23 protein-coding genes and 1 pseudogene are annotated in these 24789 nt (G+C 65.5%); 13 read left to right on the plus strand and 11 right to left on the minus strand.

Annotation, left to right across the window (positions count from 1 at the left end):
* The first annotated feature begins 49 nt into the window (after positions 1-49).
* From I2488_RS09965 to I2488_RS09975, 3 genes are read left to right on the plus strand one after another with little or no spacing between them, the layout of a single operon-like run.
* Positions 50-1771, plus strand: a complete 1722-nt coding sequence (locus I2488_RS09965; RefSeq protein WP_196275637.1) for an Hsp70 family protein — start codon at positions 50-52, stop codon at positions 1769-1771.
* Positions 1772-1818: 47 nt separating this feature from the next.
* Positions 1819-3543: a hypothetical protein gene (locus I2488_RS09970; RefSeq protein ID WP_196275638.1), complete on the plus strand. Its 1725-nt coding sequence runs from the start codon at positions 1819-1821 to the stop codon at positions 3541-3543.
* A gap of 22 nt (positions 3544-3565) precedes the next feature.
* Entirely contained in the window at positions 3566-5995 is a 2430-nt protein-coding gene (locus I2488_RS09975; protein ID WP_196275639.1) for a ligase-associated DNA damage response DEXH box helicase, read from the plus strand.
* Between the two features lie 95 nt (positions 5996-6090).
* Here I2488_RS09975 and I2488_RS09980 read toward each other — a convergent pair whose 3' ends face one another.
* Entirely contained in the window at positions 6091-6438 is a 348-nt protein-coding gene (locus tag I2488_RS09980) for an arsenate reductase (protein WP_196275640.1), read from the minus strand.
* On the minus strand, positions 6435-6746 hold the full coding sequence (locus tag I2488_RS09985; protein WP_196275641.1) for an antibiotic biosynthesis monooxygenase family protein: 312 nt from the start codon (positions 6744-6746) through the stop codon (positions 6435-6437). Before I2488_RS09985 ends, I2488_RS09980 begins: the two co-directional genes overlap by 4 nt.
* A gap of 74 nt (positions 6747-6820) precedes the next feature.
* Between I2488_RS09985 and aroC the strand changes: the two genes are divergently transcribed.
* The gene (gene aroC, locus I2488_RS09990) at positions 6821-7888 is read left to right on the plus strand and encodes a chorismate synthase (protein WP_196275642.1); all 1068 of its coding nucleotides are present in this window, start codon (positions 6821-6823) and stop codon (positions 7886-7888) included.
* A gap of 90 nt (positions 7889-7978) precedes the next feature.
* Positions 7979-9298 (plus strand): dicarboxylate/amino acid:cation symporter, encoded by a 1320-nt coding sequence (locus I2488_RS09995; protein ID WP_196275643.1) that lies wholly within the window; start codon positions 7979-7981, stop codon positions 9296-9298.
* A 145-nt stretch (positions 9299-9443) separates the two neighbouring features.
* Here the strand turns inward: I2488_RS09995 and I2488_RS10000 are convergent, their stop codons facing one another.
* From I2488_RS10000 to dapB, 3 genes are read right to left on the minus strand one after another with little or no spacing between them, the layout of a single operon-like run.
* Complete coding sequence (locus tag I2488_RS10000) at positions 9444-9848, minus strand: hypothetical protein (RefSeq protein WP_196275644.1); 405 nt, start codon at positions 9846-9848, stop codon at positions 9444-9446.
* On the minus strand, positions 9845-10555 hold the full coding sequence (gene nth, locus I2488_RS10005; protein WP_196275645.1) for an endonuclease III: 711 nt from the start codon (positions 10553-10555) through the stop codon (positions 9845-9847). Before nth ends, I2488_RS10000 begins: the two co-directional genes overlap by 4 nt.
* 1 nt (position 10556) lies before the next feature.
* Positions 10557-11297 carry a 4-hydroxy-tetrahydrodipicolinate reductase gene (gene dapB / locus I2488_RS10010; RefSeq protein ID WP_196275646.1) on the minus strand — a complete coding sequence of 247 codons (741 nt, stop codon included), beginning with the start codon at positions 11295-11297 and terminating at the stop codon, positions 10557-10559.
* 35 nt (positions 11298-11332) lie between these two features.
* Between dapB and I2488_RS10015 the strand changes: the two genes are divergently transcribed.
* Both I2488_RS10015 and I2488_RS10020 read left to right on the plus strand, forming a co-directional pair.
* Positions 11333-12046: an NAD-dependent deacylase gene (locus I2488_RS10015; protein WP_196275647.1), complete on the plus strand. Its 714-nt coding sequence runs from the start codon at positions 11333-11335 to the stop codon at positions 12044-12046.
* 70 nt (positions 12047-12116) lie between these two features.
* Positions 12117-12521 (plus strand): thioesterase family protein, encoded by a 405-nt coding sequence (locus I2488_RS10020; protein WP_196275648.1) that lies wholly within the window; start codon positions 12117-12119, stop codon positions 12519-12521.
* A 105-nt stretch (positions 12522-12626) separates the two neighbouring features.
* Here the strand turns inward: I2488_RS10020 and I2488_RS10025 are convergent, their stop codons facing one another.
* Positions 12627-12806 (minus strand): hypothetical protein, encoded by a 180-nt coding sequence (locus tag I2488_RS10025; protein ID WP_196275649.1) that lies wholly within the window; start codon positions 12804-12806, stop codon positions 12627-12629.
* 3 nt (positions 12807-12809) lie between these two features.
* Positions 12810-13562 (minus strand): bifunctional 2-polyprenyl-6-hydroxyphenol methylase/3-demethylubiquinol 3-O-methyltransferase UbiG, encoded by a 753-nt coding sequence (gene ubiG, locus I2488_RS10030; protein ID WP_196275650.1) that lies wholly within the window; start codon positions 13560-13562, stop codon positions 12810-12812.
* Between the two features lie 84 nt (positions 13563-13646).
* On the opposite strand from ubiG, the gene I2488_RS10035 reads away from it, so the two are divergent.
* Both I2488_RS10035 and I2488_RS10040 read left to right on the plus strand, forming a co-directional pair.
* The gene (locus I2488_RS10035) at positions 13647-14903 is read left to right on the plus strand and encodes an aspartate kinase (RefSeq protein WP_425492391.1); all 1257 of its coding nucleotides are present in this window, start codon (positions 13647-13649) and stop codon (positions 14901-14903) included.
* A 225-nt stretch (positions 14904-15128) separates the two neighbouring features.
* A complete protein-coding gene (locus I2488_RS10040; protein ID WP_214652310.1) occupies positions 15129-15902 on the plus strand; it encodes a hypothetical protein in 774 nt (257 codons plus the stop codon).
* A gap of 69 nt (positions 15903-15971) precedes the next feature.
* Here the strand turns inward: I2488_RS10040 and I2488_RS10045 are convergent, their stop codons facing one another.
* Complete coding sequence (locus tag I2488_RS10045; protein ID WP_196275652.1) at positions 15972-16646, minus strand: pentapeptide repeat-containing protein; 675 nt, start codon at positions 16644-16646, stop codon at positions 15972-15974.
* Positions 16647-16952: 306 nt separating this feature from the next.
* On the opposite strand from I2488_RS10045, the gene I2488_RS10050 reads away from it, so the two are divergent.
* Both I2488_RS10050 and I2488_RS10055 read left to right on the plus strand, forming a co-directional pair.
* Positions 16953-17978 (plus strand): NAD(P)H-dependent flavin oxidoreductase, encoded by a 1026-nt coding sequence (locus I2488_RS10050; protein ID WP_196275653.1) that lies wholly within the window; start codon positions 16953-16955, stop codon positions 17976-17978.
* 4 nt (positions 17979-17982) lie between these two features.
* Entirely contained in the window at positions 17983-19227 is a 1245-nt protein-coding gene (locus I2488_RS10055; RefSeq protein ID WP_196275654.1) for a TCR/Tet family MFS transporter, read from the plus strand.
* Here the strand turns inward: I2488_RS10055 and I2488_RS10060 are convergent.
* Both I2488_RS10060 and I2488_RS10065 read right to left on the minus strand, forming a co-directional pair.
* The gene (locus I2488_RS10060; RefSeq protein WP_425492392.1) at positions 19200-19835 is read right to left on the minus strand and encodes an HNH endonuclease; all 636 of its coding nucleotides are present in this window, start codon (positions 19833-19835) and stop codon (positions 19200-19202) included. The two genes, I2488_RS10055 and I2488_RS10060, sit on opposite strands and share 28 nt — an antisense overlap.
* Before the next feature lie 187 nt (positions 19836-20022).
* The gene (locus I2488_RS10065; RefSeq protein ID WP_196275655.1) at positions 20023-21438 is read right to left on the minus strand and encodes a M20/M25/M40 family metallo-hydrolase; all 1416 of its coding nucleotides are present in this window, start codon (positions 21436-21438) and stop codon (positions 20023-20025) included.
* Between the two features lie 183 nt (positions 21439-21621).
* Here I2488_RS10065 and gyrB point away from each other — a divergent pair, with 183 nt between their 5' ends.
* Together gyrB and I2488_RS10075 are read left to right on the plus strand one after the other, a co-directional pair.
* Entirely contained in the window at positions 21622-24126 is a 2505-nt protein-coding gene (gene gyrB / locus I2488_RS10070) for a DNA topoisomerase (ATP-hydrolyzing) subunit B (RefSeq protein WP_196275656.1), read from the plus strand.
* 145 nt (positions 24127-24271) lie between these two features.
* Complete coding sequence (locus tag I2488_RS10075) at positions 24272-24481, plus strand: hypothetical protein (RefSeq protein WP_196275681.1); 210 nt, start codon at positions 24272-24274, stop codon at positions 24479-24481.
* A 66-nt stretch (positions 24482-24547) separates the two neighbouring features.
* Here I2488_RS10075 and I2488_RS19880 read toward each other — a convergent pair.
* Positions 24548-24789 (minus strand): annotated as a pseudogene (locus I2488_RS19880) (IS30 family transposase); the annotation flags it as partial.

Raw genomic sequence — 24789 nt, forward strand, 5'->3', positions numbered from 1 at the left:
GCCAGCAGGCGCTGTCGCATCACGCCCTCTGATACTTGCGGGAAGACGAATGCTCATCGGGATTGATCTGGGGACCACCAACAGCGCGGTGGCCCTGTGGCAGGCGGACGACAACGGCGGCGGCGCGGCGCAACTGGTGCCCAATGCACTGGGCGCGCTGCTGACGCCTTCGGCGGTCTCGGTCCTGCCCGATGGCACGACGCTGGTAGGCGCTGCCGCGCTCGAACGGATGGCGATGAAGGACGGGGCAACCGCGACCAGCTTCAAGCGCTTCATGGGCACCGACCGCAAGGTCAGGCTGGGCAAGAAGGAGTTTTCCGCCGAAGACCTCTCGGCGCTCGTGCTCATGGCCCTGCGCGACGACGTGACCGCCTTTACCGGCACCCGTCCGACCGAGGCTGTGATCACCGTGCCCGCCTATTTCAACGACCGCCAGCGCAAGGCGACACGGCGCGCGGGCGAACTGGCAGGGCTGACGGTGCGCCGCCTGATCAACGAGCCCACCGCCGCGGCGCTCGCTTTCGGCCTGCAGGACAAGGCCGAGCGCGAGCCGTTTCTGGTGTTCGACCTTGGCGGAGGCACCTTCGACGTCTCGATCGTCGAGATGTTCGAAGGCATCGTCGAAGTCCGCGCCTCGGCGGGGGACAACCGGCTGGGGGGTGACGACTTCAACACCGCGCTGGCGACGGCGGTGCGCGGGCGGCTCGATCCTGACGGCCTGCTGAGCAAGCTGGACGAACCGCGCGCGCAGGCGCTGCTGCTGCAGGCTGCGGAACGCGCCAAGCGCGCCTTGAGCGACGGGCAGGAAGCCGAATTCGCGGTGACGGTAGAAGACCGGCGGCTTTCGACCACGATCACTACCAGCGAGTTCGAAGCGCAGGCCGAGGGCCTGATCCGCCGCTTGCGCGATCCGGTGGTGCGCGCGCTGCGGGACAGCCAGATCGATGCGGCGTCCTTGAGCGAAGTGGTGCTCGTCGGCGGGGCGACGCGGATGCCGGTGGTGCGCAAGGCGATCACCCGCCTGTTCGGGCGCTTTCCAAACTCCTCGGTCCATCCCGATCATGCCGTCGCGCTCGGCGCTGCGATTCAGGGCGGGCTGATCGCGCGTGATGGCGGGCTTGAGGAGATCCGCATCACCGATGTCTGCCCGTTCACGCTGGGCATCGAGACCGCCGAACATTCGGCGCGCGGGACGATCCAGCAGGGGCTGTTCTCGCCGATCATCGAGCGCAACACGCCTGTGCCGGTCAGCCGCTCGGGCGTCTACAGCACGATGGGCGACAACCAGAAGCAGATCGAGGTCAAGATCTACCAGGGCGAGGCGCGCGAGGTTTCGGGCAACGTTCATCTGGGGCAGATCAAGGTGCCGGTCCCGGCGCGGCCTGCGGGCGAAGTCTCGATCGACGTGCGCTTCTCGTATGACAGTTCGGGCCTGCTCGAGGTCGATGTGGAAGTGCCGCTGACCGGGGCCAAGCACAACCTTGTCATCATCGACGAGGAAGATCGCAAGGCGGCGAACGATCTCGATGCACGGCGCAAGGCACTGGCAGCATTGAAGCACCACCCGCGCGAGGAAGCGGGCAACCAGGCGCTGCTGGCCCGGGCCGAGCGTTGCTATGAGGAGTTCCTCGGCGACGTGCGCGCGCATGTTGGCGACCGCACCCGCATGTTCGTGGCCGCGCTCGACAGCCAGGACCCCCGCCGCATTGCCGATGCAGGCGCCGAGCTGAACCAGCTGCTCGACATGCTCGAAGCGAACCCGCCGCTTTGACACCGACTCAGGCCTGGAAAGTCCTCGGGATTGCCAAGACGCCCGACGTGACGGCGATCCGGCGCGCCTATGCCGAGCGGCTGAAGGCGATGGACGTCGACAAGGACGTCGATGGCTATGCCCGACTGCGCGAGGCGCGCGATGCGGCCCTGCGCTGGGCAAGGATGCAGGCCGCGCCGCCTGCCGCGGAAGAGTTGGATCCGTTCGCTGGCGTGACGCCGCTCGAGCAAGCGGAAGAGGCCGCTCCTGCCGCCGCCGAACAGTCCAACTGGCTCTACGCCGCGCCTGCCGTGAAGGGGGAAGCCGACCCGAGCCTGACTCGCAAGCTTGGCGAATCCGCACCGAAGCTCGACGTGACGCCGGGTTTCGTTGCGGCGCAAGCGCCAGCGGAGCAGGCCATCGCGGTCAAGCGCGATCCGTTCGAGCGCCCGGTCTTGCTGGGGCTGGAACCGACTTCGGACGCGGTGATGCCGGCCTGGGCGCACGAACAGGCGCTCTATCGCCTGCTGCTCCCCGAAACCGCCGACGACGAAGACACGCTGCCCCCGCTCGAAGGCTGGGAAGAGGCCATGGCGCTGGGCCACCTCAAGGCCGTGCTGCGCAATGCCGAAAGCGTCAGCGTCACCGCGTTCGACGAGATCGACAACTGGCTGGCAGGCATCCTCGCCCGCAGTTGGCCGCGCTCGGCCCCGCTGCTCGAACCGGCAGCCAAGGTGTTCGGCTGGGAAAGCGAGCGCGGACAGGTTTCGGAACGGCCTTCGATCGCCTTCCTCAACGCCCGCCTCCGTGGGTTGCGCTTCCGCGAGAAGGTGCAGGACCCCAAGCATCCGCTGCACAAGGCGTGGATCGAACTGACCACGCCCGCTCAGCAAGGCAGCCGCAGGGGCTGGTTCGTCAAGCGCGCACAGGTGGAGCAGTTGCTCGATGGCGTGCGCAAGAACTTCCCCGAAGTGGAGCACTACTTCGACCCATGGCGGGTGGCGCTGTGGGAGAAGAATGCCAGCGCCAATGTCGGGCAAGGATGGTTCAGCAACGGGCGGCTGATCGCCTTTGCGGTGATCCTGGCCATCCAGGTCCTGCGCGTGGCCTTCAGCAGCAACGACAGTTCGACCGCGCCGCCCCCGGTGCCCGAAATCTCGGTAACCCAAAGCGCGCAGGAGAAGGAGATCATCTCCCGGGCGGTCTCTACCGTGTTCGGGCCGGAGATCACCTTCGACGGCCTGCAATCGCTCCAGCCCGATCTCGCCGCGCTGTTCAGCGCCAATCGCACCATCGCCCGCACCGACGGCAGCAGCGATCTGGCCTATGTCTCCAAGGTGCAGGATCTTGTGCGCGAGCGGATGTACGCAACCGCGCTGGTCGAAAAGGGCGATCTGCTGGCAGACGTGCAACGGATCAGGGCCGACCTGCTGCGCGCCGCGCGCAAGACCGGGCCGGACGCGTGCATGGCCTTCCTGCGCACGCGTCGGATGGCGCCTGAGGTGACCGTGCCGCCTGCCGTGCTGCTGCGCGAGCGCGATCTGGCGGTGAAGATGCTCGATGCGCGGCAATTGGGGCCGCCGCAGCGGGTCGCTCCGGGGACGGCGAGCGTACCGGGCGAACTGATCGGCAAGGTCATCAGCGAAACCGGCATTCCCGACAAGCGCGTGCGGCAGGCGATGGGCGGCAAGGGCTCGGACGCCGATCAATGCGCGGTCACCATCGGCCTGATCGACGCGGCGCTCGGCTGGAAGGTGGCCAAGGAGCGCGAGGCGATCCTTTCGGTTCTGTGAGGTGTTTCCTATCTAGGAGGCGATGACGCTTCCCCCCTCCATCTTGGCGCCCTCCATAACCGACTGGTTCGAAAAGCGCGGCTGGCGGGTGCGGCGGCACCAGAGCGAGATGCTGGGCGCCGCGCGCGCAGGTGACCATGCGCTGCTGGTCGCCGATACCGGCGCGGGCAAGACGCTGGCAGGTTTCCTGCCGACATTGCAAGATTTTGCGGGTGACGATCCTCCCGGCGACGGACTGCACACGCTCTACGTCTCGCCATTGAAGGCGCTGGCGCATGACGTGCAGCGCAATCTGCTGACGCCCATCGAGGAGATCGGCCTGCCGATCCGGGTGGAAACCCGCAGCGGGGATACCCCGTCGGACCGCAAGGCGCGGCAGCGCGCCAAGCCGCCGCACGTGTTGCTGACCACGCCCGAATCGCTTTCGCTGCTGCTGAGCTATCCGGAAGCGGCGACGATGTTTGCGGGGCTGAGGCGCGTGATCGTGGACGAGGTACACGCCTTTGCCACCGGCAAGCGCGGCGATCTGCTGGCGCTGTCGCTGGCGCGGTTGCAGGCCATTGCACCCGATATGCGCCGCGCGGCGCTTTCGGCGACGGTGGCCGATCCGCAGGACTTCTGCGCATGGCTCGCACCCGATGGCGATGCTGCTTCGGTGCGTCTGGTCGAAGGCGAGGCAGGGGCCAAGCCCGAGCTTTCGATCATGAACCCCGAGGACGAGCGCGTGCCGTGGGGCGGGCATGCGGCGGCTTGGGCCGTGCCGCAGCTCTACGACGAGATAAAGCGCAACCAGACCACGCTGATCTTCACCAACACGCGGTTTCTGGCCGAATACATCTTCCAGCTGCTGTGGGACATCAACGACGATCACCTGCCCATCGGCATCCACCACGGCTCGCTGTCCAAGGAGGCGCGGCGCAAGGTGGAAGGGGCGATGGCGCGCGGCGAATTGCGGGCGCTGGTCTGCACCGCCAGCCTCGATCTCGGCGTGGACTGGGGCGATGTCGATCTGGTGGTGCAGATGGGCGCGCCCAAGGGTTCGTCGCGCCTGCTGCAGCGCATCGGGCGCGCCAACCACCGCCTCGATTGCCCCAGCCGCGCCCTGCTCGCGCCGGGCAACCGCTTCGAATTCCTCGAAGCCTTCGCCGCGCAGGAAGCGGTTCACGAAGGCCGCCGCGATGGCGAGGACTTCCGCCCCGGCGGGCTCGACGTGCTGGCGCAGCATGTCATGGCTTGTGCCTGCGCCGGGCCGTTCGATGAAGCGGCGCTGCTGGCCCAAGTGCAATCAGCCCATCCCTATCGCTGGGTCGACGAGGCGCAGTGGCAGCGCGTGCTCGAATTCGTCGCGACCGGGGGCTACGCCCTGCGCGCCTATGACCGCTTCAAGCGCATCGTGCGCGACAAGCACGGCACTTGGCGGCTGACTCACCCCGAGCATGCAGCGCGGCATCGGCTCAACGCCGGGATCATTGTCGACGCCGAGATGCTCGACGTGCGTTTTCGCAACGGGCGTTCACTCGGCAAGGTGGAGGAGAGCTTCGGCGCCACGCTGTCGCCCGGCGACACGATCCGCTTTGCCGGGATGGACCTTGAAGTCGAAGGCGTGCGCGATCTCGAACTGATCGTGCGCGCGGCGAAGAAGCCGGGGCAGATCCCGAGCTACATGGGCGCGCGCCTGCCGCTGACGACCCACCTTTCGGACCGCGTGCGCGCCTTGATGGTCGACCGGGCAGGCTGGTCGCGCTTCCCTGATGACGTGCGCGAATGGCTGGAGATGCAGGACTGGCGCAGCCGGCTTCCGGGCCCCGGCATGCTGCTGGCCGAGAGCTTTCCGCATCAGAACAAGCACTACACGGCCTACTACACCTTCGAGGGGTGGAACGCGAACCAGTCGCTCGGCATGCTGATCACCCGGCGCATGAACGAGCTGGGGCTGGCACCGCTGGGGTTCGTCGCCAACGACTATTCGCTGGCGGTGTGGGGCGCAAAGCCGGTGCTGGACCCGGCGCCGCTGCTTTCACCCGATATCCTTGCGCACGAATTCGTCGAATGGGTGCAGGAATCGCACCTCCTGCGCCGCGCCTTCCGCGAGGTGGCGGTGATCTCCGGGCTGGTCGAGCGGCAGCATCCGGGCAAGCGCAAGTCGGGCAAGCAGGTCACCTTCTCGACCGACCTGATCTACGACGTGCTGCGCAAGTACGAACCGGACCACCTGCTGATTCAGGCGGCCTGGGCCGATGCGCGTGCGCGGATGACCGATGTCGGACGCCTCGGCGATCTGCTTGACCGCGCGCAGGGGCAACTTGTCCATGTCGAGCTCGACCGCGTCAGCCCACTCGCGGTGCCGGTGCTGGTAATGATCGGCCGCGAAACCACGCCGGCGGGTGCGGCGGACGATGAACTGCTGGTGGAGGCGGAGAGCCTTGCTGCGGCGGCGATGCGGGCGGACTGAGGCTGCGCCTCGGCTACCAGCCTGCCTATGCCCAGACGCAGACCTCGGCCCGCCGCTGGAGCGGAAGCCGTCTCGAACGCGTCAGCGAGACGCCTTCAGCCCAAAGCCGCCGCCCATTCTGCTTCCTTGAACCCGACCAGCAGCCCGCCGGGATGCTCCACAATCGGGCGCTTGATGACAGACGTGTGTTCGGCAAGCACCGCAGGAGCATCGTCGCCGCCGAGCGCTGCTTTCTGGGCGTCATCAAGCTTGCGGTAGGTGGTCCCGGCCTTGTTCACGACCTTGTCCAGCCCCGCCTTGGCAATCCAGCCCGCAATCCGCGCCGGGTCCGCCCCCTGCTTCTTGTAGTCGTGGAAGGTATGGGCAATGCCCTGCGTGTCCAGCCAGGTCCTTGCCTTCTTGACGGTGTCGCAATTGGGGATGCCGTAGACGGTGATGCTCATGTGTCCTGCCTGTCGAAGCGGTGTACGCGCGTTGGTGTGCCGGCGAAGAGGGTGTAGTTCTCGTAGTAATCGGCGCGGCCTTTGCCCTGCATCTCTGCGTGGTGGGCGACGCGCCGCCAGGCGAGGGCGGCTTCCTCGTCAACCCATTCCGACAAGGCGATGACTTCCCCATCATCGGCGGTGTAGCTCTTGAAACCGAGGTAGCCGGGTTGTTGCGCCGCGAGGACTTCCATCGCCTCGGCATCGGCCGAGTAGGCGGCGGCATCGATGTCGGCGCGCTTGCGATTGCGGAAGACGACGAGGAACATGTCGCAGCGATAGCGCGCTGAGCGGTGCGCCGAAAGGTGGACTTTTCCGCGCATCCCCGGCAAAGGCGTGGCCCATGAGCCTGAACAGCTTCGGTCACCTCTTCCGTTTCACCACCTGGGGCGAAAGCCACGGGCCCGCGATTGGCGCGGTGGTCGACGGCTGCCCTCCCGGCCTTGCCTTGAGCGAGGCGCAGATCCAGCCCTTCCTCGATGCGCGCCGACCCGGCCAGTCGCGCTTCACCACGCAGCGGCAGGAGCCGGATCAGGTTCGCATCCTCTCGGGCGTATTCGAAGGCAAGACCACCGGTACGCCCATCAGCCTGATGATCGAGAACGTCGACCAGCGCTCCAAGGACTATGGCGACGTGGCCAAGGCCTACCGTCCCGGCCATGCCGACTATGCCTATGACGCGAAGTACGGCTTCCGCGACTACCGCGGCGGCGGACGTTCTTCGGCTCGCGAGACGGCGTCGCGCGTGGCGGCAGGCGCCGTGGCGCGGCTGGTGATCCCCGAGGTCAAGATCCTTGCCTGGGTCAGCGAGATCGGTGGCGACAGGATCGACATGGATCATTTCGACGCTGCCGAGATCGGCCGCAACCCGTTCTTCTGCCCGGATTCATGGGCGGCAGCGCGCTGGGAGAAGCTGGTCGACGACGCGCGCAAGTCGGGCTCGTCGCTCGGCGCCGTGGCCGAATGCGTGGCGACCGGGGTTCCGGCGGGCTGGGGCGCGCCACTCTATGCCAAGCTCGATGCCGAACTGGCCCATGCGATGATGGGCATCAATGCGGTCAAGGGCGTGGAGATCGGCGACGGTTTCGCAGCCGCGCGCAATACCGGCGAGGGCAATGCCGATCCGATGCGGCCCGGACAGGGTGCGCCCGAATTCCTCGCGAACCACGCTGGCGGAATTGCCGGCGGCATCTCGACCGGCCAGCCGGTGACGGTGCGGGTGGCGTTCAAGCCGACCTCCTCGATCCTCACGCCGATGCCGACGATCACGCGGGAAGGTGAGGCAACCGAATTGCTCACCAAGGGCCGCCACGATCCGTGCGTCGGCATTCGCGGGGTGCCGGTGGTCGAGGCGATGATGGCGCTGGTTCTGGCTGACCAGAAGCTGCTGCACCGCGGGCAAGTCGGCTAAAACCGCCCGGTGTTAAAAGGTCAGGGGCGGTTGAGCCGTCCGTGAAAGGTCGTTAGTCTCCCCTGCAACAAAATTGCGGGAGCACGTTTCTTGGCCAGGCGCCTTACCCTCTACATCGTGATCGGCATGGTGCTCGGCATTCTCGCAGGGTACGTGCTCAACACCAGCTACCCGAAGGGCGATGCAACGCTGGCGCAGATCGCCGACACGCTGAAGCTGCTGCCCGACATCTTCCTTCATCTTATCAAGATGATCATCGCGCCGCTGATTCTGGCGACGCTGGTGACCGGCATTGCCGGGATGGGCGACAGCGCAGCGCTCGGCCGGATTGGCGGGCGGGCGCTGGCATGGTTCATCACCGCGAGCCTGATCTCGATCGGACTTGGCCTGCTGCTGGTCAACCTGTTCAAGCCGGGCGTGGGCCTCGAGTTCACCGCCGCCGGGCCGGTGGGCGATCTGGCGACAGCGGACTTCACCCTGCGCCATTTCGTGCTCGAGATCTTCCCGACCAGCGCTCTGGACGCCATGGCAAAGAACAACGTGCTGCAGATCCTTGTGTTCTCGCTGTTCGCGGGCGTGGCGCTTTCGGCGATTGGCGAGACCGGCGCGCCGATCGTGCGCGGGTGCGAGGCGCTGGCGCATCTGATGCTGCAGATCACCGACTACGTGATGCGCATGGCGCCGCTGGCGGTGTTCGGGGCGCTCGCCTCGGTGATCGCCACGAAGGGCCTCGGCATCGTCGTGACCTATGGCGTGTTCGTTTCGGAGTTCTACTTCGGCCTGCTGCTGCTGTGGGTGATCCTGCTGACGCTGGGGGGGATTTTCCTCAAGGGCCGGGTGATCACGCTGGCGCGCTATATCCGCGAGCCGATCCTGCTGGCGTTCTCCACCGCGAGTTCGGAAAGCGCGCTGCCCAAGCTGTTCGAACAGCTTGACCGCTTCGGCGTGCCGCGCCGCATTTCGGGCTTCGTGCTGCCGCTGGGCTACAGCTTCAACCTCGACGGGTCGATGATGTACACCAGCTTTGCGACGATGTTCATCGCACAGGCTTATGGCATCGAGCTGTCGATGGGGCAGCAGATCGCGATGTTGCTGACGCTCATGGTCACCTCGAAGGGCATCGCCGGGGTGCCGCGCGCGAGCCTGGTGGTGATCGCGGCGACGCTGACGCAGTTCGGCCTGCCGCTGGAGGGCATCGCGCTGCTGCTGGGGGTGGACACCTTCCTCGACATGGGCCGCACGGCGACCAACGTGGTCGGCAATGCGGTGGCGACTTCGGTCATCACCAAGTGGGAAGGCATGCTTCAGCCGCCGATGGACCCGGACGCCGAGCCGCCGCATGCGCCGGCGCATACGGCGGCTGATGGCCGGGCGGGGCTGAACCTCGATCTGTCCAACTACGAGAATTGATCCCTCACTTCGTCATTCCCGCGCAGGCGGGAATCCAGCGCGGTGAGGGCCATCGCCGTGGGGCGACATTTCTGGCTCGCTGGGACCCCCGCCTGCGCGGGGGTGACGAATTTGGAGAGTTGGAGGGCGGGCCGTCAGGCCCGCGCTACTTCTCGAGTTCCACCGGAGTGAACTCGCCAAGTCCGCAAGCGCCCCGGTTGATCGGACCGGGGCCGCCGTTGTTGACGATCACCGTGATGATGTCGACGTTGCACAGCTGGCTCAGCGACGTGCCATAGGCAAAGGCGCGCTCGAAGCCGAGGCTGAAGCAGCGGTTGGGCAGGGTGTTGCGATACCACTGGTTTCCGTTCGTCCGGAAATCGATGGTCCAGTCGTCGCGCACCTGGCTTTCGCGGATGTTCTGGATCGGAATGCAGTTGACCGGCTTGCCGACGACCTTGGCCTTGGGGATGTCGTCGCGGTGGCCGTCATTGCCACCCTTGGCGTTTGCGGTGCACCCGGCCACGGCCAGTGCGAGGCCTGCGATCAGAAACGGAGTCATGCGCTTCATGCCTTGCTCTCCTTCCTTGCCTTGCGACTTGTCGGAGCCTTTGCCTTCTTCGCTTGCGGCGGCTTGGCCCCTTTCTCGAGAACCTTGCCCTTGAACGCGCAAAGATCAACCACCCCGCAGTGCCAGCATTCGGGCGTCCGCGCCTTGCACACGTAGCGTCCGTGCAGGATCAGCCAGTGGTGCGCGCCAACGCGGAACGGCTGGGGAACCTTCTTCTCCAGCCCCTTCTCAACGGCGAGCGGCGTCTTTCCCTTCGCGAGCCCGGTGCGGTTGCCCACGCGAAAGATATGCGTGTCGACCGCAAAGGTTTCCGCGCCGAACGCGCAGTTCATCACCACGTTGGCAGTCTTGCGGCCGACGCCGGGCAGTTCGGTGAGGAGATCGCGGTCTGCCGGAACCTCGCCGCCGTATTTCTCGACCAGGATCTCGGCCATGGCCATGACGTTCCTGGCCTTGGAATTGAACAGGCCGATGGTCTTGATGTGCTCCTTCAGGCCCTCTTCGCCGAGGTCGAGCATGTCCTGCGGCGTCTTCACCAAGGCGAAGAGCTTGCGCGTCGCCTTGTTGACGCCGACGTCGGTGGCCTGGGCGGACAGGGTCACCGCGACCAGCAGCTGGTAGACGTTGCCGTACTCCAGCTCCGTTTCGGGGGCGGGGTTGGCTTCGGCGAGGCGGCGGAAGAACTCGAAGATGTCCGCCTTTTTCACGTCAGAGACCCAGCACTTCGGGCATGGTGTAGCGGCCCGGGGCCTTGCCGATCACCCATTCGGCCGCGCGGATCGCGCCCCTGGCGAAGATGCCCCGGTTCTCGGCGAGGTGGGAGAAGGTCAGGCGTTCGTTGTCTGCGAGGAAGTGGACCGAGTGATCGCCCGCGACCGAGCCGCCGCGAAGCGCCGCAAAGCCGATCGTCCCGGCCTTGCGCGCTCCGGTGATGCCATCGCGCCCGCGCACGGCTTCGTCTGCCAGGTGGACGCCGCGGCCCCGTGCTGCGGCTTCGCCAAGGAGCAGGGCAGTGCCCGAAGGCGCATCGACCTTCATGCGGTGGTGGGTCTCCACGATCTCGATGTCCCAGTCCTCGCCGAGGCGCTGTGCGGCTTCCTGCACGAGATGGGCAAGGAGAGTGACGCCCAATGACGTGTTGCCGGTCTGCAGGACGGGGATGCTTACCGCCGCCGAATCGATCAGCCAGTGGTGGCGTTCCTCGAGGCCGGTGGTGCCGATGACGATGGGCACGCCCGCATGGATCGCCGCGTCGAGATTGAATTCGAGCGCGCCGGGAGCGGAGAAGTCGACCAGCACGTCGCTCGTCTGCGCGAGGGCGAGCGGATCGCCGCCCCCATTTTCAGGACGGTCGATGCCGCCCGCAAACTCATGCCCCGCCGCAGCCACTGCCGCCTGCAGCGCATTGCCCATTCGTCCAGCGCTGCCGATGATTCCGATTCTTGCCATTGCCTGTCCTTCACGTCGCGTGCTTCATGGTCGCGATGAGCAACCCACGCAATATCGTCATTCTCACCGGAGCGGGAATTTCCGCCGAAAGCGGCATCGATACCTTTCGCGGAGGCGGCGGGCTGTGGGAGCAGCACCGGGTGGAGGACGTGGCGACGCCCGAGGCCTTTGCGCGTGATCCCGATCTGGTCCTGCGCTTCTACGACATGCGCCGCGAGGCAATCCAGACCAAGGAGCCGAACGCCGCGCATCATGCGCTCGCGCGGCTGGACCGCGATTGGCCGAAGACGGCGGGCGGCGAAGTGCTGATCGTGACGCAGAACGTCGACGATCTGCACGAGCGCGGCGGGGCGCTGAACGTGCTGCACATGCATGGCGAGCATCTCAATGCGTGGTGCACGTACTGCGACCGGCGGCATCGCTGGACCGGGCCGCTGATCGACTGTCCGCCTTGCCCGTCCTGCGACATGCGTGCGTTGCGTCCGGACATCGTCTGGTTCGGCGAGGTGCCCTATCGGATGGACGAGATCTATCGTGCGGTATCGGAAGCGGACCTGTTCGTGTCGATCGGCACGTCGGGTGCGGTCTATCCGGCGGCGGGCCTTGTCCGCACTGCCCGCGACCTTGGCGTGCAGACGCTCGAACTCAATCTCGAGCGCAGCCAGGGCTCGGCGTGGTTTCATGAAACGCGGCTGGGGCCGGCGACGGAGATCGTCCCGGCGTGGGTTGAGGAACTTCTGGCAAGTTAAAGTGTTGCTGGCGTGAAAAGGGTGGTTTCGCGCCTGTCAAAGGATTGCGAATCATGTTACCTACATCAGTGTGAGCAACGTGGTCCCCCATCTCGTCCCGATCGCCGTAAAGCCCGATGACATTGATTTCATGGGGCACGTCAACAATGCCTCGTACCTCAAATGGGTGCAGGATGCCGTCATCGACCATTGGCGCGCGCTGGCCCCGGCCGAGGCGGTTGCAGCCCACCTGTGGGTCGCGCTCAAGCACGAGATCACCTACCGCCGCCCGACCTTCCTCGAAGACACCGTGATTGCCCACGTGATCCTCGAGAAAGTGCAGGGCGCGCGCGCATTTTACGAAACGATCATCAAGCGCGGCGAGGACGTGCTTGCCGAGGTCAAGTCGAGCTGGTGCTGCCTCGATGCCGAGACGCTCCGCCCGGCGCGGCTGGCTCGCGAGCTGGTCGAGAAGTTCCTGCCCTCTGCGGACTGACCGGGCCCTCGGCTCCCTGAAACCGCTCATGCTGAGCCTGTCGAAGCATCTTGCGCCGGACCATCCTTCGACAAGCTCAGGATGAGCGGGAGTGTGAGGTGAGTGTCAGCGCAGCTTGGCTATGGACAGGCCATCGTTCTTGGCGCGGGCCTTTACCGATTCCTCGCTGCGGGTGAGCGCCTTGGCGATGGCTTTCAGCGCCATGCCCTTCTTGGCGAGCGTGTGCAGCTTGCTGATCTCGTCGGCGGTCCACGGCTGCTTGTGGCGTTCGAAGCGTTCGGCCATGGCTCAGTCCTTCCGGGTGACGGTGGCGATGTAGTTGAGCGCCAGATCGTCCGAGAGGTGCAGGCCCTTCGACACGCTCCAGGCAATGCCCATCGGGTTGCCCATCTTCAGTCCCGCTGCATCGAGCAGGTCGTGCAGTTCGACCGGCGTGATGAAATCGTCCCAGTGATGCGTGCCCCTGGGCACCATGCCGATGGCTTCGGCGCCTTCGACCAGCAGCAGGCGTGAACGCGCGGTCCGGTTGGGGGTGGAGAGGATCATCAGACCGCCGGGGGCAAGCGCGGCTTCCAGCGCGGCGATGAAGGCGGCCTTGTCGGCAACGTGTTCGATCACTTCCATCGAGGTGACGAGGTCGTAGCCGGAAAGGCCGAGCTGGCCGACGTCGTCGCAGCGGTAGTCGATGGTCAGGCCAGAGCCTTCGGCGTGAAGGCGCGCGGCGGCGATGTTCTCCTCGGCTGCGTCCACTCCGCTCACTTCCGCGCCGAGGCGGGCTAGCGGTTCGCACAGCAGCCCTGCGCCGCAGCCGACATCGAGCGCCTTGCGTCCCGCCAGTGGCTTTGCTGTGCGCGAATCGCTGGCGAAGTGCGCATCTATGGCATCGCGGATGAAGCCCAGCCGCACGGGGTTGAGCTTGTGCAGCATGGCCGAGGAACCCTTGGGGTTCCACCACTCCGCCGCCAGCTTGCCGAAGTGGGCGGCTTCTTCGGCCCGGATCGTTTTCGGACCCATGGTATTCGCAGAGGTTGCATTGCTCATTTCACGTCCCTAAAGCGCCCGCGCTGCAAGGTCCACCGGCCTTGCGGGCAAGATTCTTACGCGCAAGACTTCAGGAGCAAGCCCTTGGCCCGCATCGTGATGAAATTCGGCGGCACGTCGATGGCCGGAACCGAGCGCATCCGCCGCGTGGCGCGCATCGTGCAGCGCCAGCAGGCTGCGGGGCACGAGGTTGCGGTGGTCGTCTCGGCCATGGCGGGGGAAACCGACCGCCTCGTCAACTTCTGCCGCGAGGCCAATCCGCTTTACGATCCGGCAGAATACGACGTGGTCGTGGCCAGCGGCGAGCAGGTGACTTCGGGCCTTCTGGCGATGCATCTGCAGGCGCTGGGCTGCAAGGCGCGTTCTTGGCTCGGCTGGCAGCTGCCGATCCACACCGACGACGCCCATTCCAAGGCGCGGATCGAGGGCATCGATGCGCAGGCGCTGCTTGCCTCGATGGGCTCGGGCGAGATCGCGGTGATCCCTGGCTTCCAGGGCCTTTCGGACAAGGGCCGCGTGACAACGCTCGGCCGTGGCGGTTCGGATACCTCGGCGGTGGCCGTGGCAGCCGCGGTCAAGGCCGATCGCTGCGACATCTACACCGACGTCGACGGGGTCTACACCACCGACCCGCGCATCGTCGCCAAGGCGCGCAAGCTGAAGAACGTCACTTACGAGGAAATGCTCGAACTGGCCTCGGTCGGCTCGAAGGTGCTGCAGACCCGTTCGGTCAGCCTTGCCATGAAGGAAGGCGTGCGCGTGCAGGTGCTGTCCTCGTTCATCGACGACGATGCGCCAGCCGCCGACACGATTCCGGGAACGATGATTGTCTCTGACGAAGAGCTCGAAGGACTTGATATGGAACGCCAGCTGATCACCGGCATCGCTGCCGACAAGAACGAGGCCAAGGTCACCCTGACCCGCATCGCCGACCGCCCCGGCGCCGTCGCCGCGATCTTCGGTCCGCTGGCTGCCGCCAACATCAACGTCGACATGATCATCCAGAACATCGCCAAGGACAAGGGCGAGACCGACGTGACCTTCACGGTGCCGATCTCCGACCTCGCCCGCACCCAGGCGCTGCTGGAAGAGCGCAAGGACACGATCGGCTACTACCGCATGCTGGCCAACAGCAAGGTCGCCAAGATCAGCGTCGTCGGCGTCGGCATGCGCAGCCACGCCGGCGTTGCCGCGACGATGTTCCGCTCGCTCGCCGATCGCGGCATCAACATCCAGGCGATCACCACCAGCGAGATCAAGGTCTCGGTGCTGATCGACGAGGACGAAACCGAACTCGCCGTGCGCGTGCTGCACACCGCTTACGAGATGGACGCAGAGTAAGCGGCCCTCAGCCGGTTGGCATAAAAAGCTCCGGTCGGTGACCGGAGCTTTTTTTGTGTGCCAAGTGAAACCCGATTTTTTCGAAAAAGCCCGACTGTTTCCAAATAATTTCATAATATCAAAAAGATACACCAAGAGACAGCTGAACGGACCTGATCTTGCCGAATATCTCCTGCCGTCACGCGGAGGGGTGCAGAAAGGATCAGTGCAATGAAAAAACTATCGATGCTGACTATTGCAGCCACGATCGCCTTGGCGTTCCCTGCTGTGGCGCAAGCGCAGACTGCCCCCGGAAAGCTTTCCGTCACGGTTATTGGCGGCGTTGATTTCCCGATCAACGGCGATGTTCATGGCGGAGCCACTGCAGGCGTGCCCGATCTTGGGCCGCTCAATCCTGATCTGGCGGGTGTTGATGCCGAACTGCGCATCGGTTCGCGCAGCTTCGATCAGATCTATGGCACCACGTGGAACATCGGCGCGGAGCTCGCCTACGGCATTCGTGAAAATGCCGAGCTGTTCGGGCAGTTCCGCTATCAGCAGGGCAATCAGGGCACGGTGCAGGTGGGCGGCGCCTTCGTTCCGGCGTTGAACACGACACTGCCCGTCAATGGCACGTTCGGTGATCTGAAATCCTATGCCATCGAACTGGGTTATCGCCAGTTCTTCGGCTCCGGCGCGCTCAAGCCCTATGTTGCCGGGCGGGTCGGCGCAGCCTTCACCGACTCGATCAATGCCACATTCGTGATCCCTGATGCCGACATCCGCATCGCCAATGTGCCCTTCTACAAATCAAGCACGTCGTTTGTGGCCGGTGGCGATATTGGCCTCAGCTACAGGCTTGGCAGCAATGTCGATCTGATCGGCGAAGTGGGTCTGCGCTACACCACCGGCCTGCGCGGTGATGACAGCGCGATTGGCGGGCTTGGCCTTTCCTCGATCAACGAAGTGGGTGACCGGCTGGATGTGCCAGTGCGGGCTGGGCTTAAGGTTCACTTCTGAACGGGCGACCATAACTTCCATCCCGGCCTCCGGCTTGCCTTGCAGCCGGGGGCGGGGACAGAAGTCAACCTAGCGTATCAGCAGGCCCCAGCCCGAGAGCAGCTGTTCGGCCTGCTCGCGTGAGATCACCGCGCCGCGGAAGACCCGCGCATCTTCCAGTTCGATCCCGCCGAGATCGCACCCGCGCAAATCGGCTCCGGCGAATTGCGCGCCATCGAGATTGGCCTCGCGCAAGCTGCACCCTTCGAGCACTGCGCCGCGGAAATCGGCCTTGGCAAGGTCGGCCTGCGCCATGTCGAGGCGCACCAGCTTTTCCTTGCGGAACGACAGGCCCGGCAGGCGCGCGCCGACCAGCAGAACTTCCTCGAAAGTGAAGCCCATGCCCTTGGCCAAGTGCAGGTCCGCGCCGGTCATGCGCGTCGAGACGAACCTGGCCGAGCCGATATTGGCGCGGCGCAGCGAGGCGTTGTTGAGATCGCAGCCCTGAACCTGCGCTTCCTCGAGATCCGCGCCGGTGAAGTTGGCGAAGGGAGCCTTGGTCGAGCGCCAGACGGAGCGGGCGAGGCGTGTGCCGGAAAGGTCGGCGTGCCGCATCGAGCAGCGCTCGAACGTCCAGCCGGAGAGGTCCAGCTTCGACAGGTCCGCCTCGTCGAGATCGCAACTCTCGAGATGGCGTGGGCCGGTGGTCAGCAGCTTGGTGATGTCGGCGCGGGCGAGGGTCTGGCCAGAGAGGATTTCCGTCATGCAGCGCGCTTAGGGCAAAGCATCGGCGCCGCAAATGGAAACCCCGCCCTCCGGCTCGATCCGGAGCCAAAGGGCGGGGTGCGACCCGGGCCAGTCAGGAGATTGAGACGACCGGTCCTCGGGGCTCGGTGGGTGAGGGGGAACCCACTTGATGAAGTCCTTCTACCGAATCCGAATTGATCGGTGAAACGGGTTAAATTGCCCAGAGTTATCGCTTTTGGTGATGATGCGCCAAAGTCCGGCCTTGTTGCCGCCCCAAACCCGCCCTAAAGCGCGCGCCGGACTTTCGGACGGGACCCTCCAGGCATGACTGCAACACCCAAGACCCCTGCTCCAAGAACGGCTGCCCTGATGCGCCGTGGCGCCGAGTTTCTCGGCACGGAATACGCGATCCTGTGCGGGGCGATGAGCTGGGTATCGGAGCGCAATCTCGTCTCGGCGATCAGCAATGCCGGCGGCTTCGGCGTGATCGCCTGCGGGGCGATGACGCCCGAACTGCTCGACAAGGAAATCGCCGCCACCAAGGCGCTGACGGACAAGCCTTTCGGCGTGAACCTGATCACCATGCACCCCGCGCTGTTCGATCTGATCGAGGTCTGCGCCAAGCACAAGGTCGGCCATGTCGTGCTTGCTGGCGGCATTCCGCCCAAGGGCAGCGTCGAGGCGATCAAGGCGTTCGGCGCCAAGGTTCTCGTCTTCGCGCCGACGCTGGCGCTGGCCAAGAAGCTGCTGCGCTCGGGCGCGGACGCGCTGGTGATCGAGGGTTCGGAAGCAGGCGGCCATATCGGCCCGGTCTCGACTTCCGTGCTGGCGCAGGAGTTCCTGCCCGCGCTGGCCGAGGATCACGTAGTGTTCGTGGCCGGCGGCATCGGGCGCGGCGAGATGATCGCCAGCTATCTGGAGATGGGCGCTTCGGGCGTGCAGCTCGGCACGCGCTTTGCCTGCGCGACCGAATCGATTGCGCATCCGGCGTTCAAGGCGGCGTTCTTCCGTGGCAACGCGCGCGATGCGGTAGCTTCGGTGCAGGTCGATCCGCGCCTGCCGGTGATCCCGGTGCGCGCGCTGAAGAACAAGGGCACCGAGGAGTTTACTGCCAAGCAGGTCGAAGTCGCCAAGCTGCTCGACGAGGGCAAGCTGGACATGGCCGCCGCCCAGCTCGAGATCGAGCACTTCTGGGCTGGCGCCCTGCGCCGCGCGGTGATCGACGGCGATGTCGAGCGCGGTTCCGTCATGGCCGGGCAGTCGGTCGGCATGGTGACCAAGGAGGAGCCTGTGGCCGAGATCATCGCCCAGCTCATGGCCGAGAGCGAGGAAGCGCTCTCGCGGCGCTGAGCCTATGGCTTCACACCGCGCCTCCTTCGGGATCGTCTTTGCGATCGTGCTGATCGACATGCTCGGCTTTGGCGTGGTGACGCCGGTGCTGCCAGGGCTGATCATGGAACTCAAGCACGTCGACGTGGCCACGGCAGCGGGCTACGCCGGCTGGCTGGGCGCGGGCTATGCGGCGATGCAGTTCGTGTTCGCGCCGGTGCTGGGCAACCTCTCGGACCGCTACGGCCGCCGCCCGGTGCTGCTGGCGGCGGTGCTGATGCTCGGGCTGGATTACCTGCTGCAGGCGATGGCGCCGAACTTCGGCTGGCTGATTGCGGGGCGGCTGATCGCGGGCGTGACCGGCGCGAGCTTCTCGCCTGCCTATGCCTACATCGCCGACGTGACGCCGCCGGAAAAGCGCGCGGCGAACTTCGGGCTGATGGGGCTGGCGTTCGGCATCGGCTTTGTCGTCGGCCCGGCGATGGGCGGGCTGCTCGGCTCGATCGACCCCCGTCTGCCGTTCTACACCGCAGCGGGCCTCGCGCTGGCCAACGCGGTGTTCGGGTTCTTCTTCCTCAGGGAATCGCTGCTCCCGGAAAACCGCCGCCCGTTCGACTGGCGGCGGGCCAATTCCATGGCCTCCCTGCGCGCATTGCGGGGACAGAGCCCGACGGTGCTGTGGTTTGTGGCGGCGCTGGGCACGTGGCAGCTGGCGCATATCGTCTACCCGGCGGCATGGTCCTATTTCGCCATCGCTGCCTATGGCTTCACGGTCGGGCAGGTCGGCGTGGCGCTGGCGCTCGTGGGTTTCAGCAGCGCATTGGTGCAGGGCGTGGGCCTGCGCCTGTTCCTGCCGATGCTGGGCGAGAAGCGGGCGGTGGTGCTGGGCGTTGCGGGCCTTTGCGCCTCGGCGGTGCTCTACACCCTCGCGCGCGAGCCTTGGCAGGTCTACGTGGCGATTGCCGTGGGCGCCTTGCAGGGCTTCGTGCAGTCACCGATCTCGGCGTTCAACAGCCGCGCAGTCGATGCGCGCAGCCAGGGCGAGTTGCAGGGCGCGGTGCAGTCGATCGGCTCGATCGCGGCGATCATCGGCCCGCCGATGTATACCCAGACGCTGGAGAAGTTCAGCGGTCCGAACGCGATCTATCACCTGCCGGGAATGCCCATCCTGCTGGCGGCGGCGATTTCGCTGGTGACGCTGGCGCTGTTCCTGAAGGGCGCGGCCCTCCTTGAAGGCAAAGCTCAGCTTTCCAGCTCGACGTCCCAGTAGAGCCAGTCGCGCCAGGTTTCGTGCAGGTAATTGGGCGGGAAGGCGCGGCCGCGTTCCTGCAACTGCCATGTCGTCGGCCGGATCGCGCGGTTCATCAGCCGCATGTGCGCCTGTTCGGGCGTGCGTCCACCCTTCCTGAGGTTGCACGGCGAACAGGCGGCGGCGACGTTTTCCCACGAGGTGCGCCCGCCAAGGCGGCGCGGCACGATGTGGTCGAAGGTCAGCAGGTCCGGGCTGCCGCAGTACTGGCACTGGAAGCGATCGCGCAGGAACAGGTTGAAGCGGGTGAAGGCAGGGTATTCGCTGGGGCGCACATATTGGCGCAACGCGATCACCGAGGGCAGCTTCATGCCGAAGCTGGCGCTGTGCACCTCGCGGTCATAGGTCTCGATGATGTCGACGCGTTCGAGGAACACCGCCTTGATCGCGGTCTGCCACGGCCACAGGCTGAGCGGGTAGTAGCTCAGCGGGGTGTAATCGGCGTTGAGGACGAGCGCCGGGCAGTTCGCCAGATGCCGGTCATTGTGCAAAACGTCGTTGAAGGCGGTGCTGTCACCGCTGTGGGGCCGAGCCGAAGCCGCCCGATCGATCAGCGCCTTATGGAGCACGTCCGGCCAGAATCTTCGAACATTTGCGCTTCCCTGCAGGCAAAGGCTTTTGCGCCTCCGCAGGGGCAGTCATGGCTTAGCCTCGTGACCGCAGTGTTACGCATGGCCACAAGAGACACCCGCGCGAGTCTGGCGTCAAGAGGGGGCGGCGCGTCCTTTCCACAGCCTCCCCCCCGCGCCCGCCGACTTATCCCGCCAGCGCCTTGACGAGGTCGGTCAGGTATTCGCGCGCCTTGTAGAGCGCCTGCACTTCGACGCGCTCGTTCAGCCCGTGGATGCCGTTGCCATCGGGATCAAGCCACACGCCGGGCACGCCATAGGTGGGAATGCCCTTGAGATAGACCGCATCGGTCGCCCCGGTCAGCATCGTCGGCAGCAGCGGCACGCCGGGATAGTGCCTGGCGACGAGCTTCTCGATCGGGCCGATGATGGCAGGGTTCATCGGCGGGACGACGGCCATGGGCTTGCCCAGAACCTTGGGTTGCAGCTTGAGCGAGGGGTCGGCGATCACTTTCTCGAGCATGGCCTGCGTTTCTGCCGTGGTGCGGCCGGGGAACATGCGGCAATTGATGTTCGCGGTCGCCCGCTGAGGCAGGGCGTTCTGCGCATGGCCTGCCTCGACCAGCGTGGCGACGCAGCTGGTATGCAGCATCGAATTGAGCATCTTGTCCTGCTGCAGCGCGGCCAGCGCGGCGCTGTCGGCCGGGTTGGCGACGATCGCCAGCATCGCCTTGCCCGCCACGCCGCCGCGCGCCATGCCGACCTTGGTAAAGAAGGCGCGCGTGGTATCGTTGAACTCCACCGGGAACTCGAAATCGCGGATCTTCAGCAGCGCCTGCGACAGATCGTAGATCGCGTTCTGACGCACCGGTTGCGAACTGTGCCCGCCGGGGTTCGTCGCCGTCAGGGTAAAGTCCTGATAGGCCTTTTCGCCCACCTGCAGCGTCTGCACTTCAAGCTTGCCGCCCTTCGAGATCGGCGTGCCGTTGGTGCGCCCGCCACCGCCCTCGTTCAGGGCGAATGCCGCGTCGATCAGGTCGGGTCGGTTCTTGGCCAGCCACTCTGCTCCGTTGAAGGCGCCCGAGGTTTCCTCGCCGCAGGTCAGCGCCAGCTTGATCGTGCGCTTGGGCTTGTAGCCTTGGCGGGCGAACCGCACGAAGATGTCTGTCCAGATCGCCGCCTGCGACTTGTCGTCCACCGTGCCGCGCCCGTAGAAATAGCCGTCTTCCTCGATCAGCTTGAACGGATCGCGGGTCCAGTCCTCGCGCTTGGCCTCGACCACGTCGATGTGGGCGATCAGCAGCATCGGCTTGAGGCTCTTCGCTGTGCCGGGAATCATCGCCACAAGGCCGCCGTCCTTGGGATGTTCGGGCGTTGCGAAAAGCACGATCTGGCTATCGGGCAGGCCTGCCGCCTTCAGCCGCGCAGCCATCTTCGCCGCAGCGTCGGTGCAGCTGCCGTTGTTGACCGTTGTGTTGGTCTCGATCAGCTCGCGATAGAGATCGCGGAACTCCGCCACGTCGGGCGCCAGCGGGGCATCTGCTGCATGGGCGGCGGTGGCGATCTGCGATGCTGCCAGCGCTGTGAGAAGCAATTTTTGCATGGTGCGTGTCCCCTGATCCGACCGCCCGGTCGCTGCACTTGACCGTCAATTCAGCAGAGTTCCAAGACCTTGAACAGGGGGCGAATTCCGGCTTGATCGGACACGGGCGATTATGTGCCCACTCCTGTGCAAAACAGGCCGGATTCGCTTGGGTTTTTGCCCTTTCGTGCCTATGTGCAAAGGATGTCCAGCACCAACGAAAACACACCCAACACCAACGCCTATGGCGCCGATTCCATCAAGGTCCTCAAAGGCCTCGATGCGGTGCGCAAGCGGCCCGGCATGTACATCGGCGATACCGACGATGGCTCGGGCCTGCACCACATGGTGTTCGAGGTTTCGGACAACGCGATCGACGAGGCGCTGGCCGGGCATTGCGATCTGGTGCTGATCGAACTGAACCCCGATGGTTCGGTCTCGGTCGAGGACAACGGGCGCGGCATCCCGACCGACATTCACCCGGAAGAGGGCGTTTCGGCGGCCGAGGTCATCATGACCCAGCTCCACGCCGGCGGCAAGTTCGAGAACACCTCGGACGACAACGCCTACAAGGTTTCCGGCGGCCTTCACGGTGTCGGTGTTTCGGTGGTGAACGCCCTGTCCGAATGGCTGGAGCTCACCATCTGGCGCGACGGCAAGGAGCACTGGATGAAGTTCGCGCACGGCGATGCCGTAGCGCCGCTCGAAGTGCGCGGGCCTGCGCCGGAAGGGAAGAAGGGCACGCGCGTGACCTTCCAGGCCAGCCACGAAACCTTCAAGAACGTGCTCGAGTTCGACTTCGACAAGCTCGAGCACCGCTATCGCGAGCTCGCCTTCCTCAACTCGGGCGTGCGCATCATGCTGCGCGATCGCCGGCACGAGGAAGTGAAGGAGCACGACCTGTTCTATGAGGGCGGCATCGCGGCCTTCGTGAAGTACCTCGACCGCAACAAGCAGCCGCTGATGCCGGAACCGGTGGCGATCTCGGCCAACCGCGATGGCATCGGCATCGATGTCGCGCTGGAATGGAACGACAGCTACTACGAGAACGTGCTGTGCTTCACCAACAACATCCCGCAGCGCGATGGCGGCACACATCTTGCCGCGTTCCGCGCCGCGCTGACGCGCACGCTGAACGGCTATGCCGAGCGGTCCGGCCTGCTCAAGAAGGAGAAGGTCAGCCTGACGGGCGACGACATGCGCGAGGGCCTTACCGCCATCGTTTCGGTCAAGCTGCCTGATCCGAAGTTCTCCTCGCAGACCAAGGACAAGCTGGTCTCCTCGGAAGTGCGCCAGCCGCTCGAAAGCCTGATGGCCGACAAGATGGTCGAATGGCTGGAAGAGAACCCCGGCCACGCCAAGGCCATCGTCCAGAAGGTGATCGACGCTGCCGCCGCGCGCGAAGCGGCCAAGCGCGCCCGCGAATTGACCCGCCGCAAGGGCGCGATGGACATCGCCTCGCTGCCGGGCAAGCTGGCCGACTGCCAGGAACGCGATCCGGCCAAGTGCGAACTGTTCCTGGTCGAGGGTGACTCGGCAGGTGGCTCGGCCAAGCAGGGGCGTGACCGCAAGACCCAGGCGATCCTGCCGCTCAAGGGCAAGATCCTCAATGTCGAGCGTGCGCGGTTTGATCGCATCATCGGCTCGAAGGAAGTCGGCACGCTGATCCAGGCGATGGGCACCGGCCTGCGCGATGAATTCAACCTCGAAAAGCTGCGCTATCACAAGATCGTGATCATGACCGACGCCGACGTCGACGGCGCGCATATCCGCACGCTGCTGCTGACCTTCTTCCACCGCCAGATGCCCGAGATCATCAAGGCCGGGCACCTCTTCATCGCCCAGCCGCCGCTCTACAAGGTCGCCAAGGGCCGCAGCGAAGTCTACCTGAAGGACAACGCGGCGATGGACCGCTACCTGGTCGAGGCGGGGCTTTCGGGCCGCGTGCTCGAAACGACGGGCGGTGCGCGCAGCGGGCCGGATCTGGAAGCACTGGTCGAACATGCCCTGCGCATGCGCAACCTGATGGGCTTCGTGCCGCGTCGCTACAATCCGTCGATCATCGAAGCGCTGGCCCTGTCCGGCGCGCTTGAGCCTGAGATGTCGGCAGAGCAGCGCGATGCGGCGCTGGCACGTGCGGCGGACTGGCTCAACCGGGGCGATACCGAGGCGCGCTGGAGCATCGTGGTGTCGGAAGAGGGCGGCTATCACGTCCAGCGCCTGTGGCGCGGGGTGACCGACCATCACATGATCGAAGCGGGCTTCCTCGTCAGCGCCGAAGCGCGCAAGCTGGCCAAGCTGGCAGCGGAGAACGCCGAGGTCTATGCCGGAATGGCGCGGCTGGTGCGCGCCACGGCTGCCGAGGCCGAGCCTGCGCCGGTCGCGGCCGAAGGTGACGATGAGGCTCCTGCCGCACCGGCCGCAAAGGTCAAGGACGCGATCACGCGGCCATCGGAACTGCTCGACGCGGTGTTTGCCGGTGGCCGCCGTGGCCTTTCGATCCAGCGCTACAAGGGCCTTGGCGAGATGAACGCCGAACAGCTGTGGGAAACCACGCTCGATCCGGACAACCGCTCGCTCCTGCAGGTCAAGGTCGAGGACGCCGACGTGACGGACGAGATCTTCACCCGCCTGATGGGCGACGTGGTCGAACCGCGCCGCGACTTCATTCAGGAAAATGCGCTCAACGTGGCGAATCTGGACGTTTGATAGAGGCGGCACCGGCCCGCTCCCCCGGCCCGGCCACCCATAGAATACACTGTCGGGTGGCCGGGCCGGGGGAGCGGGCCGGTGCCGCAACCAGAGGACTTTCGTGGCCTATACCGACGACATTCCGTGGGATCAGCCCGCCACGATGATCGACCTTGAGGGCCGCGCCCCGATCATCGGCACGATCCGCGACTGCGCGCTGCATTATGGCCTCTACAAGCCCCACGCCCGCGACAATGCGCGCGTGCTGCTGACCAAGCCGATCCACCGCGAGGGTCGGGCGACGCGGACGTGGCTGCTTGATCCCTCGGAGATTGCCGAACTGGCTGAGCGGCTGGCGCGCGAGACCAACTGACGAAGAAGCGGTTCCCCGGGTTGAGTCCGGGAGACGATTGTTTTTCAAACGAAGCTTTCTTCGTCGCCCCGGACTTGATCCGGGCGTGGATTCGCATCCGAAGTACATCGGGTTGAATGTTTCGGCTGGTGTTTTGAAGCCGTGGCATTTTCTGGGGCGTGTTGTTGTAGTTGGCGAGGATGCCGCCTTTTTGCCACGGCGCTCGCGGGTCGCAGAAGTAGGTGTTGATGCCGAGCTGGCTGGTCAGCTGGTGGTGGCGATAGAATTCTGCGCCGTAGCACATTGGGAACTGGTCTCTCGAAGAGCCG

The sequence above is a fragment of the Novosphingobium jiangmenense genome, assembly GCF_015694345.1.
In the GTDB taxonomy this organism is placed as follows: Bacteria; Pseudomonadota; Alphaproteobacteria; order Sphingomonadales; family Sphingomonadaceae; genus Novosphingobium; species Novosphingobium jiangmenense.

Bases quoted from the DNA above. Each gene is read 5' to 3' on its own strand.
- gyrB (WP_196275656.1), top strand. From the start codon at position 21,622: ATGTCCAGCACCAACGAAAACACACCCAACACCAACGCCTATGGCGCC.
- I2488_RS09975 (WP_196275639.1), top strand. From the start codon at position 3,566: ATGACGCTTCCCCCCTCCATCTTGGCGCCCTCCATAACCGACTGGTTC.
- I2488_RS10055 (WP_196275654.1), top strand. From the start codon at position 17,983: ATGGCTTCACACCGCGCCTCCTTCGGGATCGTCTTTGCGATCGTGCTG.
- I2488_RS09985 (WP_196275641.1), bottom strand. From the start codon at position 6,746: ATGTTCCTCGTCGTCTTCCGCAATCGCAAGCGCGCCGACATCGATGCC.
- I2488_RS10045 (WP_196275652.1), bottom strand. From the start codon at position 16,646: ATGACGGAAATCCTCTCTGGCCAGACCCTCGCCCGCGCCGACATCACC.
- dapB (WP_196275646.1), bottom strand. From the start codon at position 11,297: ATGGCAAGAATCGGAATCATCGGCAGCGCTGGACGAATGGGCAATGCG.
- I2488_RS10050 (WP_196275653.1), top strand. From the start codon at position 16,953: ATGACTGCAACACCCAAGACCCCTGCTCCAAGAACGGCTGCCCTGATG.
- I2488_RS10065 (WP_196275655.1), bottom strand. From the start codon at position 21,438: ATGCAAAAATTGCTTCTCACAGCGCTGGCAGCATCGCAGATCGCCACC.
- I2488_RS09980 (WP_196275640.1), bottom strand. From the start codon at position 6,438: ATGAGCATCACCGTCTACGGCATCCCCAATTGCGACACCGTCAAGAAG.
- I2488_RS10075 (WP_196275681.1), top strand. From the start codon at position 24,272: ATGATCGACCTTGAGGGCCGCGCCCCGATCATCGGCACGATCCGCGAC.
- I2488_RS10015 (WP_196275647.1), top strand. From the start codon at position 11,333: ATGAGCAACCCACGCAATATCGTCATTCTCACCGGAGCGGGAATTTCC.
- I2488_RS09965 (WP_196275637.1), top strand. From the start codon at position 50: ATGCTCATCGGGATTGATCTGGGGACCACCAACAGCGCGGTGGCCCTG.
- I2488_RS10000 (WP_196275644.1), bottom strand. From the start codon at position 9,848: ATGAAGCGCATGACTCCGTTTCTGATCGCAGGCCTCGCACTGGCCGTG.
- I2488_RS10025 (WP_196275649.1), bottom strand. From the start codon at position 12,806: ATGGCCGAACGCTTCGAACGCCACAAGCAGCCGTGGACCGCCGACGAG.
- aroC (WP_196275642.1), top strand. From the start codon at position 6,821: ATGAGCCTGAACAGCTTCGGTCACCTCTTCCGTTTCACCACCTGGGGC.
- ubiG (WP_196275650.1), bottom strand. From the start codon at position 13,562: ATGAGCAATGCAACCTCTGCGAATACCATGGGTCCGAAAACGATCCGG.
- I2488_RS10040 (WP_214652310.1), top strand. From the start codon at position 15,129: ATGCTGACTATTGCAGCCACGATCGCCTTGGCGTTCCCTGCTGTGGCG.